The sequence below is a fragment of the Tenacibaculum xiamenense genome (genome assembly GCF_964513065.1).
In the GTDB taxonomy this organism is placed as follows: Bacteria; Bacteroidota; Bacteroidia; order Flavobacteriales; family Flavobacteriaceae; genus Polaribacter; species Polaribacter xiamenense.
Genome location: NZ_CAZEQU010000042.1, coordinates 85,813 through 102,127, shown reverse-complemented (window position 1 = coordinate 102,127; position 16,315 = coordinate 85,813). Strand labels below are relative to the sequence as shown.

Here is a 16,315-nt window from a genome sequence, read left to right as displayed (position 1 = left end):
TCCTTACTTGAATATGTTTTTCAAATAAAATTAAAAAATACAGTCATCGATATTATTTATAATTAACCTATTATTCAGATTTTGTCTTCCTAAACAAGCTATGTATCGTTTGCTTTATAACGAAGCTACAGAAATAAAATATTCCTATAGAGAAAACGATATCTCCCACAATTCTGAACCATTTTAATACCTGAACCGTAGGACTATACAACAACTCAGCATCTCTTGCGAAAGAATATCCTTTTGTAATTGAAGTATAGGCTTGAATAATTCCAACAGGCAACAAGCTTAATAGTACCATTAGCATCAATCCAATGTTTAAGCCCCAAAATGCTCTTTTTAATGCCTTTTCATTCCATGCATTATTTGAATAAAGTCTTAAACAGATTAAAATGAATCCCATTCCTAACATCCCGTAAACTCCGAACATTGCTGTATGAGCATGTACTGATGTTGTATTTAATCCTTGAATATAGTATAGCGCAATTGGTGGGTTTATTAAAAAACCAAAAACACCAGCTCCAATCATATTCCAAAAGGCTACAGAAATAAAGAAAAATATAGGCCATTTATATCGTTGTACCCATTCATTGTGTTTTAAAATATTCCAGTTTTCTCTAATTTCAAACCCCATTAAAGTTAGAGGTACCACTTCTAAAGCACTAAAAGTAGCTCCTAAAGCAATCGCTTGTACGGGTGTTCCAGAATAATAAAGATGGTGAAGCGTTCCTATAATTCCACCTGCCAAAAATATTGTCGCAGACGCTATGGAAGCCCTACCAGCAGTTTTTGTTGAGATAATTTTCATTCTTGAAAAAATATAGGCAATAGTAACGGTAGCAAACACTTCGAAAAAGCCTTCAACCCACAAATGTACCAACCACCAACGCCAGTAATTAATAACTGGTAATGAGCTATTTTCGCCATACATTAAACCTGAGAAGAAAAACATTCCAATAGCAACTACTGCGATAAGTAGCATAGTTAGTAAGTGCTTAGAATCATCATTCTTTTTTATTGCATAAAGTATATTTCTTCCAACCATAAGCATCCATAATATCATTCCAATACCTAAAAGAATTTGCCAGAACCTCCCGAGGTCCATATATTCAAACCCTTGATGCCCAAAAAAGAAATTGGTTGTTAAGTTAAAAAATTGATGAATCCCTAGCCACTCACCTAACATAGACCCCAATACGATAAATAGAAGCGCAATGAATAAAAAGTTTACACCTAATACCTGATATTTCATTTCTTTTCCACTGATCATGGGTGCTAAAAAGATTCCTGTTGCCAACCAGGTAGCGGCAATCCAAAATACAGCCAATTGAGTATGCCAAGTTCGTGTTATAGAATATGGAAAATACTCTGACAATTCAAATCCAAAAAACGCTTGACCTTCTACCGAATAATGAACAGTAACAACTCCCAGAACGATTTGTAAGAATATTAAGAGTGATATAACGATAAAGTATTTCAACACAGCTTTTTGAGAAGCATATAGTTTCATATTTAACAAAGGATCAAATCTAGGGTTTTCAATTGCTTCTCCCTTTTCATGATTTCTCAAATAATAGTAGGCAAGTATTCCTATAAATAATATTAGTAAAATAACAGAAAAACCAGACCACATCTGAGAATCAGCGGTAATTGTATTATCTATAAGTGGTTCATGTGGCCAATTCGATGTATACGTGTACTCTTTATCTGGTCTATTTGTGCTTGCTGCCCAAGAAGTCCAAAACAAAAAGGCATTAAGTTTTTTCAACTTGATTGGATCCGTTAATGCTCCTTTCTGAATTGCATATTTCTCATGCCCTTCTGAGAATATTTTTGAATAGTACTCTGAATTTGCCTGAATTGCTTCTTTTCTTATTTCAGAAATCCAAAGAATTTCGTTTGACTCATCAAAACTATTCGTTTTAACTTCCTTAATTAAACGGGCTTTTAATGCCGCTTTCTGTTCTTCGTTTAATCCTTCATAGTCTAAAGAAAAATCTTTCTGAGCCCATTTATTAAGTAAAATTATGGCTTCTTTGTGAATCCAATCGGCAGTCCAATCGGGAGCCACATAACTTCCATGTCCCCATATTGAACCAACTTCCATTCCTCCTATGGATTCCCATACATTTTGTCCATCTTGAATATCTTTTTTCGAAAATAGAACCTGATTGTTTTCTTTTATTTTTACTTGTTGTGGTATAGGAGGTTGCTTTTGATATATTTCGGTTCCTACCCATATTAACGCCACAAACGACAATAACACTACGGTTATAAATGCTGTCCAAATTTTTTTCATTATTGAATTGTATTAAGTTGTGCTTCAAGGGAAATTGCCCTTCTAAATAAAATGTTGTTTTCTAAGTGAATATGTTTATGCAGATCTTCCTCAAAATCCTTCAATAATCTATAGGCAATTCTATATGAATTACAGGCGTTTTTCGGAGGTGTGTAGTTATTTGTTAATCTTGCTATTTCTCTAAACCTTTCACCTTCATCATTATGATCTATATGCATCATTTTTATAGGGTTTTGGACACTTGAAAACGAAGGAGCTTCCAATTCAAGACCTTCACGTTTAGCCTTTGCTATTTTTTTTATAAAGGGGAAAAGGATAATCTCTTCTTTTTTCATATGAATTACCAAATCACCTGCACTCTCATTAAATAGTTTGTTAACCTCTAACAACTCTGGGTTTTTAGAACCATGAACATTGCATATTTTATTCAAATATTCTTTTATTTCAGGTATTTGTTTTTCCACATAAGCGTGATGGTTTTGATAGATATAATCACTTAGAAAATCAATTTCCCAATTAGCAAAACTCCCCTCATTAGAGGTTTCATTTAATGAACCATTTATCTCATCAATAAGTGAGTTAACATCCACTTCGGCATCTGATGATAATTCTGAAAGAGTTCTGTTTCCATTGCAACAGAAATCGACTCGATATTTTTTAAATATGGCCGCTGTTTTATAATTCTCAACGACAATGTCTGATATCAGTGTTTGACTATTTATATTCATTTGTTTTTATTATTTGTATTCCTATTTTAATAAGTAGCATAACTTTAATCACCTCCAGAATTACATAGTAAAGATGATAATAGCTTTCTGCCACGGTAGTTCCTTTGATTATTAGCATTGCTCTTGAATCTAGTATTGGTAGAAGAAAGAATGTTTGAAACAAGAGAATGAATACTATTGGTGAAAATCTATAGAGCTTTGTTAAGCTATACCTCCTGAGCAATAGCACTAAAAGAACAATAGTTCCACCGATAAAAAGCTCAACCAGATTAAGAGCCTTAAACACTAATGAACCAATAGATAAACCTATTTCTCTGGTAACTCCTTCTGCTTGAAATTTTAGCCATGCTTCCATGAAACTAATTGCCAGTACAAAACCTGTCCATAGTGCAACTAGATAGAGTAGTATTTTGTTTATTTCTCTAGTTCTTTTATAACGGACATTTTTGTCTTTTATGTGTTTAAAATTTTTTATCTTTTTAACCATAGTAAATTTTTTACTCCATTTGTATATAAAATATCATGTAAGGTGTTTTCCTCCAACATATTTTTTAATTGCTCTCTTATTTCAATAAACTTATAATGTAATGGACACGGTGACTTCTCATTGCATTGCTTTAACCCCAAACCACAACCAGTATAAATTTTATCTCCATCTAAAACCTTTACAATTTCACTCAACTTTAATTTTTTTACCTGATAATCCTCTATTATGAAACCTCCATAAGGCCCTTTTATAGACGTTATAATATTGTTTTTGGTTAATGTTTGTAAAATTTTTCCAGTAAACGCTTCGGGTGAGTCAATAGCCTCCGCAATGGCCTTCAACCCCACCTTATTGCCTAGTGACGACTGTTCAGCGACATAAATCGTCGCCCTTAAACCATATTCACAGGATTTTGAAAACATACATTAACTATTTACAGCAAAATTAAGCAGTTTTTTATAAAGGACAAAGAAGTCTTTTATAAAAAATCATATACTATATACAACGTACAGATTTCCAAAGTAAAAAATTATTTTTTTTATTCGGTTCAAGAAGATCTTTTCCATAATCAGGCTACTAATTACATCAAGCAACTTTAAAGGATTATCAAAACAACTATTCAGTAAATTAGATATCCATAGTATAAACTATTTAAGGAAACACAGTCCTTTGGTTGAAAGAGCTGTTAATTACAAATAATATGAATTCATAATTATAAGCTGTAAAACAAAAAAACTTATGCAAGTAACTTGCATAAGTTTTACTATTAGTCTATTAAGTTTTTCTAAAACAGTACCTAAAACCTTAAATAAAGTAAAGACTATAAATTAGACCACCTTACTTAAAAACGCTTTATCTTCCTTTACAGACTGTATAAACGCTGTTAAAGGCCTTCTGATAAAGTTTTCAGGTGCCTTAAAACCTCTTTTTTCTAGTTCTTGTTTGATAATATCTCTGGCATGATATCCAACCGAGCCTATAAAATATAGAGGAACCTTGCCTAACTCATCTTTATACTTTATTAACTGTTTATCAATAAACTCGGAAATACACTTTGTAATTATGTTTTTTGCGTAAGGGTGTTCAATATTTTCAAATAAGAATCTTGCATACTGCGCTAGGTATTTATTAGGCATTTTTGCACCATATAGTCTAGATAACACTTTGTCATCATCGAGCTGAAAATCTTTTTCCAAAGAAAACTTTAAATCTTCTGGTAAATCTTTATAATAATACCCCTTTAAAACCTCTTTTCCTAAATGATTTCCACTACCTTCATCCATTAGTATATACCCCATTGCTTTTACTCTTTGCTCAATCTCTTCGCCGTTGTAAAAGCAGCAGTTAGACCCAGTACCTAAAATACAAACTACAGAAGCATCTTGAGAGGCAGCAAAAACAGCCAACATCAAATCTTCTTTAACAACAACCTTATCTACAATAGGAAAGTTATCACTAAATACTTTCTTTATTTTATCCTCCCCTTTTTTATTATTGCAACCCGCTCCAAAAAAATAAATCGAACTCACCGCTTCCTTATATTCATTAAGTTCATCGCAGTTCTCAATGACTTCTTTTATATTTTTCTTTTTTAATACTGACGGATTTACTCCGCTTGTTCTAATTCTATTGACAATAGTATTATCGTTTTCATTTAACAAAATCCAGTCGCATTTTGTTGAACCGCTGTCTGCAATTAATATCATAACTTTAAGAAACTTGTGTTGTATAATTTATCCCTACCAACTATTTACTTTAACATTAATATCATTTAGTTTTTTAAACAATGCTTAATGAATAACTAGTAAATAACTGTGTTTTAATGTTCTTTGAACATACAATATCCCCTTACAAATGAGGGTAAATATTCTAGAGATTTTAGATTTTAATAGCATATATAAACTATTTAAACCTAGCCCCCTTTTTGTAACCTTTTATGGTTAGCTCCCCTTTCTTTAACACTATTTTATACTTCCTTCTTTCTTGAGCTTTTTAAGAAGTTTTTCCATACCAGAAACAATTACCAATTCAGTGTCAACCATTGGTTTTTTGAGCTTTTCAATTGTTTCTTTAATCTCATTTCCTTTTGACTTACTAAGTGATCCTCCCTTCAGGATTTCAAGATATATTGAAGATACTTTACTTAGGTTTTCATAATGATTTCCTAATTCATTAAGAATAGGATTGTTCTTTAATTTCTTAAACTTTGCATGCCCTTCTTTCCATTTTGAAAAATACCCTTTTAACTCTTCACTTTTTTCAGTTGTTGGATTATCCGAATACGAGTCTACCAATAAATTAAAGTTATAAGCATCTTCAGCATCAACTACGCAAGCATCTGCAAATAAAGTGAAAGGAGAAAATGTTTTATACTCTGTACCTCCTTCATTTCTTGTATATATTTTTAAAGGTTCAAATATTGCTGTTAGTAACTCTAAAGACTCTGTGTTTTTAGATTTTGCTATATTTCTTAACAACTGATTTCTATAGCTTAAATGAGTTATTCCTAACTCCTCTAACTGAAAACTCACCACAGCCAATCGCTTACGCATACTCTTAAGATCTTTAACCTCTTTTGAAGACCAGAATCTTTCAGCAATAGCCGCTGTTCTAGGCCATATCCTAGAATCTACAGTCAACGGAGTAACTAATTCACTCCACATAGTAACTTCACCACCTAAAACTCTACTTTCTTCTTCTTTAGTTAGTGGTACATCTCCAGCTGGATCAAAAAGATAATGATGATCAACAGACTGAACTCTGTCAATATAGTAATCGTTAGACAACACCGCTTGATACCCTTTTTTTACTGCTTCAATTAAAGTACCATCTTTAAATCCTTCATTTACACCTCTCCATGAGTGTATAATCGCACTTTTAGGCATTCCATCAGTCATAATTTCATCCCATCCCATTAACTTTCTATCATACTTAGCCAATATTTTTTGCAGTTTAATATTAAAGTATGTTTGTAAATCATGATTGTTCTTAAACCCCTTTTTGTTTTTAAACTTCTGAATTTCATGATTCTCATCCCAGTGTTTTCCTTCGTTTTCATCACCTCCTATATGGAAGTAAACATCAGGGAATAATGGAACGATTTCTGCAAATAAATTGTCCAAAAATGTATAAACTTTTGGGTTAATGGGATTCAATGTGGGATGAAAAACACCAGAGAATCTTTCTATTTTGTAATCATATCCATCCTTACTGCCTAATTCTGGATATGCAGCTAATATCGCAGTTGCGTGCCCCGGAACATCAATTTCCGGAACAACTCTAATACCTCTTTTATTTGCATAAGAAACTATGTCTCTTATTTGAGGTTTTGTATAATATAAACCATCCGATCCCAATTCATGTAGCTTAGGATAAGTATCGGATTTAAACCTGAAACCTTGATCATCTGATAGGTGCCAATGAAAAACATTCATTTTCATAGAAGCCATAGCGTCAAGATTTCTTTTTAAAACTTCCACAGGGTGAAAATGTCTAGATACATCAATCATTAATCCTCTCCAGCCATATCTAGGATTATCTTTAATAACAACTCCATTAACAAAGAAAGAGTTTTCATTGTGATCAATTAATTGAACTAATGTTTCAAGAGCTCTTAATGCACCAATATCTGTTTTCGCCGAAATTTCAACAAAATTATTATTTACATCAAGTTCGTAAGACTCATCAACTCCTAATTTCAATTCAGCGACCTCATCAAAACTTACTCTCACAGTCGCATTTTTATCATTCAATAAAGGAAAACCTTGATCAACAAAAACACCTGTTCTATTGGTTATACGTCTTATAATGTTTGTTGCATAATTATAAACACGACCTTCTTTCTTGTTTATAGAAATAGTGAAATCTTTAGCTATTTTAACCCGGTTCGCATTACTCTGAATTTCTTGAGGCCATGGCATCAAATTATACTTGTCTGAAAGTTTCTCTTGACAGTGTATCATCGAAGAAACGAAAGTTAGGGCTAAAAATATGGTTTTCACTATGCTATTAGTCATTATAGTTTTCTTTTTTTAATCGTTGGTAATCTCTATATTTTCAAGTTTTTATTCATTTTTTCACTCAACCTTCATTATTAAGAATCAATATAAATAACAAAAAGGTTTTAAGCATAAATCTTCATTGGCTAAGTTGCTAAAATAACAAAGCCAATGAAGAGTTTTAATAAGGTAATTTTATATTAGAAATGATAACGTTTAAACGCCTCAATAGCCGCATAATCAGCCATTCCTAAATTTCTATATTTTTCTGCTGTCAATCTATTTCTATCTTCTGCTCTTACCCAAAATTCTCTAGCATCATTCCCTTGGAACATTACTTTATCTTTTTGAGATTGGTGATAGAAAATTGCATGTCTCTTTTTTACAACTTGATCAGGGCTCATCGGAACTGCCATTTCTATTTCATATGGCTGCCATTCAAACCATGCTCCACGATATAACCACACCCAACAATCGTTCATATAACTTTCTTTCTTTAGAACTTCTAAAGCTTCAAAAAGTGAATCTAAACATACTTTGTGAGTTCCATGTGGATCTGCTAAATCTCCTGCTGCATATATTTGATGAGGCTTCACACTTTCAATAAGACTACACATGATATCAATATCAGCCTTTGATAATTTATCTTTCTTAACTTTTCCTGTTTCATAGAAAGGTAAGTTTAAGAAGTGTACATTTTCATCTGGAACTCCCATGTATCTGGTAGCTCCTAAAGATTCAGCTTTTCTAATTTCTCCTTTTAGCTTTCTAACATCTAAAGCATCTATTTCGTTTGCTCCTTTGTTTCTAATAGAAGTAATAACATTTTCAATTCTATCTGAGTCTGGGCTCAACATTTTTGACACCTCTGCAAAACGCAAAGCATCATCATCTGATACTGCAATGTTTCCAGAAGTTTGATAAGCAATATGAACTTCATGTCCTTGCTCTACTAACCTATCAAATGTTCCTCCCATTGAAATTACGTCATCATCTGGATGAGGACTAAATATGATAACTCTTTTCTTTTCTGGAGTACTTCGCTCCGGTCTTGTAGAATCATCAGCATTTGGTTTTCCTCCTGGCCAACCAGTAATTGTTCGTTGAAGGCTGTTAAACATTTTAATATTTAACTCATAAGCGCTTCCTTCTTCAACCAACAAACTTGCCATTCCGTTATCGTTATAATCTTTATCGGTAAGCTTTAATATTGGTTTATTAACCGTGTCACTCAACCAGAATATAGCTTTCTTTTTAAGTTCTTCAGTCCAAACACAAGAAGTTACTAACCACGGAGTTTTTATTCTTGTTAACTCAGAAGCCGCTTCTTTATCAATAATAAAAGTTGCATTGTGATGTTCTTGTAAATAAGTTGCAGGTACTTGTGAAGTAATTTCTCCTTCAATAGTTTCTTGAATTACTTTTGCCTTACCTTCTCCCCATGCAAGTAACACAACTCTTTTCGCCTTTTTAATGGTACTAATCCCCATTGTAATAGCTCTTCTTGGAACATTATCTAATCCTAAGAAACTAGAAGCTGCATCTTCTCTTGTAATATGATCAAGAGTAATACTTCTTGTACTTGAGTTATAGTGAGAACCTGGCTCATTAAATCCAATATGCCCAGTTCTTCCAATTCCTAACAATTGAAAGTCTAAACCACCAGCTTCTTTAATCTTTAATTCATAATCAACACAATATTGATATACATCCTCTGGTTTGATTGTTCCATCAGGTACATGAACATTCTCAGGGAGTATGTCAACATGATTAAACAAATGCTCATGCATGAAATAATGATAACTTTGAATATCATCTGGTTGCATAGGCCAATATTCATCCAAATTAAATGTAATTACATTAGCAAAACTTAATCCTTCTTCCTTATGTAATCGAACTAATTCTTCATATACTTTAATTGGAGAAGAACCTGTTGCCAACCCTAAAACACATTTTTCATTTTGGCTAGCTTTGCCAATAATTAACTCAGCTATCTCTTTAGCCACAACTTTCGATGCTTCTAAAGAACTTTCAAATATTACGTTGTGATTTTTTTCAAAACGTGTTTCTTCAAACTGTCCTGCAGGTTGAAAACTTATCTCTTTAAAATTTGACATAACCATACTAATCTCTAACTTAATGTAAATACAACGGTAAAATTATGGGCATACTTGAGTTTTTTACATTTTTTTCGACTAAACGCTATAAATATGCCACTAAAAACAATCGAGAATGTGTTTACATTCTCGATTATCTTAACAAAGTTTAATAATTAGAAGTTACCATTTCCGGTATCCCACCAAAGGCGAGTTCCTCCATTATCGGCTCCTCCCAATAAGGTAACAGCTGTTTGAACATTTGCTGCGTTTGTAGAGTACTCACTATCTACAAACGGAATTCTTCTAATTTGAATATTTGTATCAATAGATCCTCCACTTTGGTTGCTCACCACAGGGAAAATTTTTGGATATCCTGTTCTTCTATATTCACTCCATGCTTCTTGCCCTTCTGGGAACATTGCGATCCATTTTTGAGTGATGATCTTTTCTAACTTCTCTTCGTTAGTAGCAGCCTCATCCCAAGCAATGGTAATAGTACTTACCGCTGCAATGTTGTTAGCAGCATTTACTGGATCAACATAATCTATTGGAATTGAAGTATTATCCATTAAATAACTCGACGAGCTTCCCGCTTGATGCTGTTGGAAAGATAAATCTACTCCTTGTTCGTAATTAGCCTTAGCATCACCTGCTCCAGCCCAGCCTCTAAGTGCTGCTTCAGCTTTTAAGAAAGCTACCTCAGCAGCTGTCATTAACTGCACCTGTGAAGTATGTACCTCATCATTTATTACTCCAAAAGTTATATAGTCTGCTTTCTGAGCAATTTCATCTGCATAACCTGGCAATAAAGGTAACCCAGCTCTAACTCCTTTTAAATTTCCAGGAGAAACTGGAGTAGTTGATTGATCACCAGGATTCACCTCTTGGAAAAACTTATCAGCTCTTGGGTCATTATATCCAACAAGAATTGACTCCATAGAAGCATTCATTCTAATATCTCCCCAAGAATTATCTATTACAGATAAAGGATGGGGAAGCGATCCATTTACAAAGAAACCATCAGCATTTGACTCCATCAATCCATTTGATTCCGCCAATGCTTTTTCTCCTTCTTGTTTTGCTTTTGCAGGATCTACTTTTGAAATTCGAACAGCTAAACGCAAACGAAGTGAGTTTGCTAATTTTATCCATTTAGAATAATCTCCAGCATAAGACATATCAAACTCGCTAAATCGAGTACTACTGATATCTGCGTTCAAGTTTGCAACGGCAACATCTAACTCGCTAAAAAATGCATTGTAAACATCTTGTTGAGAATCATAAACTCCCGCATTATTTAAATCACCAAAATTGGTATAAACAATTGGACCAAAAACATCAGTTACACGATGCATAGCTGCAACTTTCAGAATTAGGTTAACACCATACAAAGTTGGAAAATCCTCACTAGTTAAATCACTAATTGCCTGAACATTGTTCATTACATTTTGATAAGGAACCGACCAAATAAAGTTATTCCAACCGCTTACTAAGTTATACGTTGTATTATTTGCCCCTGCCACAAATGGTCTAGGGTTTGTCATATAACCAGAGTACACATCAGCATTTAGATTTTGCTGCAACTGATAAGACCATGCTGGTTGGTATTGATAAATATTTTCAAAAATAGGTCTGTATTTTGATCCTACATGCTGAAAATCCACTTCTAATTGTTCTTGTGAAATATTTTTATCATTCACATTAAACTGCTCCAAGTCACCACAGCTTGCAAATAATAAGCCAGCTAAAGCAATTGGTATATATTTTCTTATTTTCATCATTGTCTAAATTTTAAAAAGATAAGTTAACATTTAAACCGACACTTCTTGTTGAAGGTAAACCAAGAACATCAACTCCCTGTAATGCATTACCAGTACTTAAAGCAATATTCGGATCATGCGGTGCTTCTTTGTAGAAGAAGAATAAATTATTTCCTACTAATGAAGCTTTTACTCTTCTAAAGAAAGAATTTTCAGGTAAGTTAAAATTATAACCAACTGCCAATTCTGCTAATCTCACATTAGTTGCACTGTACACATATTCTCCAGTAAAACTATTTCTTCCTCCTGCTAAACCATAATATTCTTGAGCTGTTAATGTTGAAGTTTGACCACTTAAATCAGCAACTGTAACATTTCCATTTGCAGTTTCTCTAGCTGAATTATTACTTAATCCTTCAATAATAGATTCTGTCATACTCACTGTTTCTCCACCGAACTTTCCATCAATTAAGAAATCAAGAGTAAGATTTTTATACTGGAAAGAGTTGTTTAAACCTAAAGTAAAATCAGGGTTCGCATTACCTACTTTCGATAATCCATCAATTAAATTACTATCTTCCATTACTAGGGCTCCATTATCGTATATTGGAAGTCCATCTGCATTTCTCTTAATTACTTGTGCATAAATATCTCCGAAAGAACCTCCTTCTACTAAATATGATCCAAAAGTATTTACTCCTTTTGGTGAAATAGTGAAGAAATCTGTAGGTATTAATCCATCTACATCGTCACCAGTAATAGAAACGATCTCATTCTGGTTTGTTGCGAAGTTTAATGTAGAAGTCCATTTGAAGTTGTCATTATCAACTGGAGTTACATAGAAAGAAGCTTCCACCCCTTTGTTAACAATATCACCCGCATTTAATCCTGCAACTCCCGAAGCAACAATTGTTGTTGATACTGGAACAGCGAAATACTGATTTACTGTACTTGTATAATAATATCCGACATCAAATCCAAACTTATCGAATTTCCATTCTGTACCTATTTCAAAAGATCTCTGTCTCTGAGGTTTTGGAATAGTTCCAGGGTATGGACGAATTGGATCAATTGGATTAACTCCACCTCCAAATAAGATACTGTTATTTGGGCTAATTTGATCTGGTAAGAATCCACTACCTACCTCTCCATATGAAGCTCTTACTTTCGCAAATGGAACATTTACTAAGTCGCTAATAATTCCTGTAACCCCAATAGAAGGATAGAAGAATGAATTACTCGATTCTGGTAATGTTGATGTCCAATCATTTCTTGCTGTTAAATCAACAAAAATCTTCTCATTGAAACCAATTGTTGCACTTGAGAATATCGATTGAGTTCTTGTTTCCAAAGAATTTTCGGTAAAACTAACTGAAGCATTAGCATTAAAGTTTTGCAAAGCAAAAACATTAGCAAACTGTAATCCTCCGTTTGTTCCTGAGTCCGCTGCAAAACGTTCAGTTGTATTTCTTGTTGTACTTACCCCGACGATAGCAGAAAGTGAAATTTCATCAGTAATCTTAGTATTAACATTCGCTAAAAGATCACCATACATTTGAGTAAATTCATCCTCTCTTACAATGTAACGTCCATTTGCTGGTGCTAGAGTTGCTTCCGTAGTTGCATATATTTTCTTTTCAAAATCTACAATTGATTGATCATATGTTCCTCTTGCTTGAAGAGATAACCAATCATTGATTTTAAAATTCAAGTTTAACGAAGCAACTAACTTACTATTTCTGTCTTCACCTGCATTTCTATTCAAAATCCAGTATGGGTTTTGTTCGATATCTGAAGTTCCTCTAAACCATCTTTGAGCCATAATATTTCTAGCTGGATCATACTGCTCAAAATTCTCATAATCAGATAAACTTTCAGTTTGAGATTCGAATCCATAAACTCCCACCAATGGGTTAAAGTATAAACCAGAAACTGGTCTATTTCCTATACTTTGCGTAGTACCCATTACACTAGCATTCACCGTTAACTTATCGTCAAAAAGCTTTGCCGTTTCTCTTACATTGAATGTATGCTGTTTCATTGAATTCGTTGGTAGAATTCCATCAGCGAAAGTATTACTGTAAGAAAAATATGTTTGCGCTTTTTCTACTCCTCCAGAAATAGAAAATGAGTTTATGTTCGTTGTTCCTGAACTATAAAATGCATCAATACTCTTTTGAGCATCATCATTAAAATCCATCATATAAGCTGCACTTTCAACTACTAAATTAGAAGACACGTCAACTTTAAATGAGCCTGTTTTTCCTTTCTTTGTATTAATAACAATTACACCGTTAAGACCTGCACTACCATATAATGCCGATGCCGATGCTCCTTTTAATACCGTTAAAGACTCAATATCATCTGGGTTTATTAAAGATAAAGCATCACCTCCATCTCGGTTACCTCCGTTAATATCACCAAAAGTAGTAGTTGGTTGCCCCGAAGATGGGTTATTTAAAGGAATACCATCTATTACATATAATGGCTGATTGTTTCCAATCGATGAGTTACCTCTCAACACTACCTTTACAGAACCTCCAGCTCCTGATGAACTACGAGTAATATTTAAACCAGCTACTTTACCAGAAAGACTGTTTACAGGGTTCGTTTGTTTTACTCTACTTAATTCCTGCGCATTTACATCTTGCGCTGCATAAGTTAGAGACTTTCTAGTTTTTTTAATACCTAAAGCAGTTACAACTACTTCATTTAAAACGTTTGAATCTTCTAAAGCCACATTCAATGTTTCTTGAGTAGAAACAATAATTGACTGAGTTTTCATCCCCACATAGGTAAAAAGTAAAACATCGCCAACTGAAGCTTTGATTTGATACTTTCCATCAAAATCAGTTTCAACCCCCTTTAATGTCCCTTTGATAATAACCCCAACGCCCGGAAGGGGTGCTCCATCATTTTTTGATGTAACAACTCCTGAAATCGTTTTCTCTTGGGCTACCATTAATTGTGATAGCAAAAAAGAAAAACATAACAGAAGTAAAATTTTACTATTTTTCATGAATAAGTTAATTAATTATTTGTTAAAGTTATAGAGTTAAAGAAATGTTAAAAAAAAATACATCTAAACAACACCTATAAAGCAACAAACGACACTATTTCACACATAAACAACATTTTAGTATTTTAGTTAAAAAACCAGTGTTTATGCATGTTTTTAGCGTAAAAAATAAACTATAAACACTTTTAACTGCAAAAAAATATCAATCCGTAAAATATTTTACAAAACAACCACTTAAATGAAGTTGTTTTTAACAGTTTCTCAAGCAAAAAAAACTCATAAAAAAATCGGGAACAGTTAAAACTGTTCCCGATTTCAAAGGAAATTTAAAGTATATTATATACTTAAATTTATTTCTTAGTTAACATCCCACCACAATCTTGTAGTATAAAGATCTGGACCTTGAACACTAATTGCATACTGAACCGCATCTGGGTTTTGAGATTTGGTTGCTTGAGAATAATTTAAACGTTTCCCCATTTGGTTACTAACTCCTCCAGTTGTATCTGCCCAATCATTATTAGCAGTAAATGTTTTATCCGGAAAAATATCTAAGTCAAATCTTCGCATAACCGACCAAGACTCATATCCATTAGTATATGCTGCATACCATCTGTTAAGACCAATTTGCTGCATTGCAACATCAGCTGTTGCCGATAATTGTGCAGATGCCTCATTTGCTATATAAGCATCCACTAGCGCTGAATCTGCATCCCAAGTTTGACCATTTGCTCTGATAGCATTTTCAAAATGCATTTGAGCTTCACCTAGGTTTGTAGCATATTTAGCTTCTGCTTGCAATAATTGAGCTTCTGCATACGTCATTGTGATATACGCAAAGCTCTCATCATTCCACATACGCTCATTAGGCTTAGAAAAACTTTCAAAAACATTAGCTGCGGCATAAGCAGCCTTAGCAGCTACTTTAGCCCCTCTGTAATCATCCCAAACTCCAGCTGTACCTCCATCTACAGGCATAGCAAATCCAAACAGTCTAGGATCATTATTTGCTTTAAAAGACTCTACTAAAGTTTCCGATGCAACCCAAGAAGCTGCATTTCCACAACACCCCTGAAAAGTGTGCCAAATATCATAATACCCATTAAAAACTGCATCAGCATTTGAAGGGTCTTGGGCTATTTGAAAGTTGTCTGCCGAACTCGCAATAAACGGTCCTTGTAATGCTTCATCAATAATTGCTTGATTACCTCCATTAGCTTCCTTACTTCTTAACGCCATTCTTAAAAGTAACGTATTAGCCGCAGCAAGCCATTTTTCCGAATCTCCTTCGTAAACTAGATCTCCTTCAGCGATACCATCAATAGTTCCTCCACAAGTCTTTAATTTTGCAATTGCAGTTGATAAATCTTGCATAATCATCGTATAAACCTCTTGTTGGCTTTCAAATTTAGGAATACCTCCTAAACCTCCTTCAACATAAGGCACTGCTCCGAAAATATCGGTCATTCTTTGATAAAAGAACCCTTTAATTACTTTAACCACTGCATTTGCACAATCATCTTGTAACCTTCCTCCTTCTCCGGTTAATTTTAATAACTCAGCCAAAGGAGCAGACACTTCAGCAAAAGGAGTATCCCAAGCGGCATCATTCCAATCTACTCTGTCATAACTAAAACCTAATCCGTTTCCAAACCAAGTTCCTGCAAAACTAAAAGAAAACTGTTCAGCAAAACGACCACCGAAAATTAAGTTTCCTCTCCACGTATTGAAACGAGCTTCAACAAAAGAGTGCCTTTGCACCTGTGTTAGTAATTGAGCCGTATTTGTTAATGTTTCAGAAGAGACATTATTAGGATCCGTATTGATTTTTTCGAAATCTGAGGTACACGAATACACCCCTAAACAAAGTGCAGCAACACCAGCTATTTTCTTTATATATTTAATTGCTTTCATTCTTTCTAAGA

Annotated in this window: 10 protein-coding genes; all 10 read right to left on the bottom strand. The window is 33.7% G+C overall.

Annotation, left to right across the window (positions count from 1 at the left end):
- Nucleotides 1-70: 70 nt before the first annotated feature.
- Entirely contained in the window at nucleotides 71-2,299 is a 2,229-nt protein-coding gene (locus ACKTTV_RS20015) for a nitric-oxide reductase large subunit (RefSeq protein WP_408032661.1), read from the bottom strand.
- Complete coding sequence (gene ric / locus ACKTTV_RS20010; RefSeq protein ID WP_408032660.1) at nucleotides 2,299-3,027, bottom strand: iron-sulfur cluster repair di-iron protein; 729 nt, start codon at nucleotides 3,025-3,027, stop codon at nucleotides 2,299-2,301. The genes ACKTTV_RS20015 and ric overlap by 1 nt, the downstream gene beginning before the upstream one ends.
- Nucleotides 3,014-3,514, bottom strand: coding sequence for a hypothetical protein (locus ACKTTV_RS20005; RefSeq protein ID WP_408032659.1), 501 nt, complete (start codon nucleotides 3,512-3,514; stop codon nucleotides 3,014-3,016). Before ACKTTV_RS20005 ends, ric begins: the two co-directional genes overlap by 14 nt.
- Nucleotides 3,499-3,936, bottom strand: a complete 438-nt coding sequence (locus ACKTTV_RS20000) for an RrF2 family transcriptional regulator (RefSeq protein WP_408032658.1) — start codon at nucleotides 3,934-3,936, stop codon at nucleotides 3,499-3,501. Before ACKTTV_RS20000 ends, ACKTTV_RS20005 begins: the two co-directional genes overlap by 16 nt.
- A gap of 405 nt (nucleotides 3,937-4,341) precedes the next feature.
- A complete protein-coding gene (locus tag ACKTTV_RS19995; RefSeq protein ID WP_408032657.1) occupies nucleotides 4,342-5,220 on the bottom strand; it encodes a BadF/BadG/BcrA/BcrD ATPase family protein in 879 nt (292 codons plus the stop codon).
- A 255-nt stretch (nucleotides 5,221-5,475) separates the two neighbouring features.
- On the bottom strand, nucleotides 5,476-7,530 hold the full coding sequence (locus ACKTTV_RS19990; protein WP_408032656.1) for a beta-N-acetylhexosaminidase: 2,055 nt from the start codon (nucleotides 7,528-7,530) through the stop codon (nucleotides 5,476-5,478).
- A gap of 182 nt (nucleotides 7,531-7,712) precedes the next feature.
- Nucleotides 7,713-9,629 carry a glucosamine-6-phosphate deaminase gene (gene nagB / locus ACKTTV_RS19985; protein WP_408032655.1) on the bottom strand — a complete coding sequence of 639 codons (1,917 nt, stop codon included), beginning with the start codon at nucleotides 9,627-9,629 and terminating at the stop codon, nucleotides 7,713-7,715.
- Nucleotides 9,630-9,784: 155 nt separating this feature from the next.
- On the bottom strand, nucleotides 9,785-11,392 hold the full coding sequence (locus ACKTTV_RS19980; protein ID WP_408032654.1) for a RagB/SusD family nutrient uptake outer membrane protein: 1,608 nt from the start codon (nucleotides 11,390-11,392) through the stop codon (nucleotides 9,785-9,787).
- Between the two features lie 10 nt (nucleotides 11,393-11,402).
- Nucleotides 11,403-14,390: a TonB-dependent receptor domain-containing protein gene (locus tag ACKTTV_RS19975; RefSeq protein ID WP_408032653.1), complete on the bottom strand. Its 2,988-nt coding sequence runs from the start codon at nucleotides 14,388-14,390 to the stop codon at nucleotides 11,403-11,405.
- Between the two features lie 357 nt (nucleotides 14,391-14,747).
- The gene (locus ACKTTV_RS19970; protein ID WP_408032652.1) at nucleotides 14,748-16,304 is read right to left on the bottom strand and encodes a SusD/RagB family nutrient-binding outer membrane lipoprotein; all 1,557 of its coding nucleotides are present in this window, start codon (nucleotides 16,302-16,304) and stop codon (nucleotides 14,748-14,750) included.
- Between the last annotated feature and the right edge of the window lie 11 nt (nucleotides 16,305-16,315).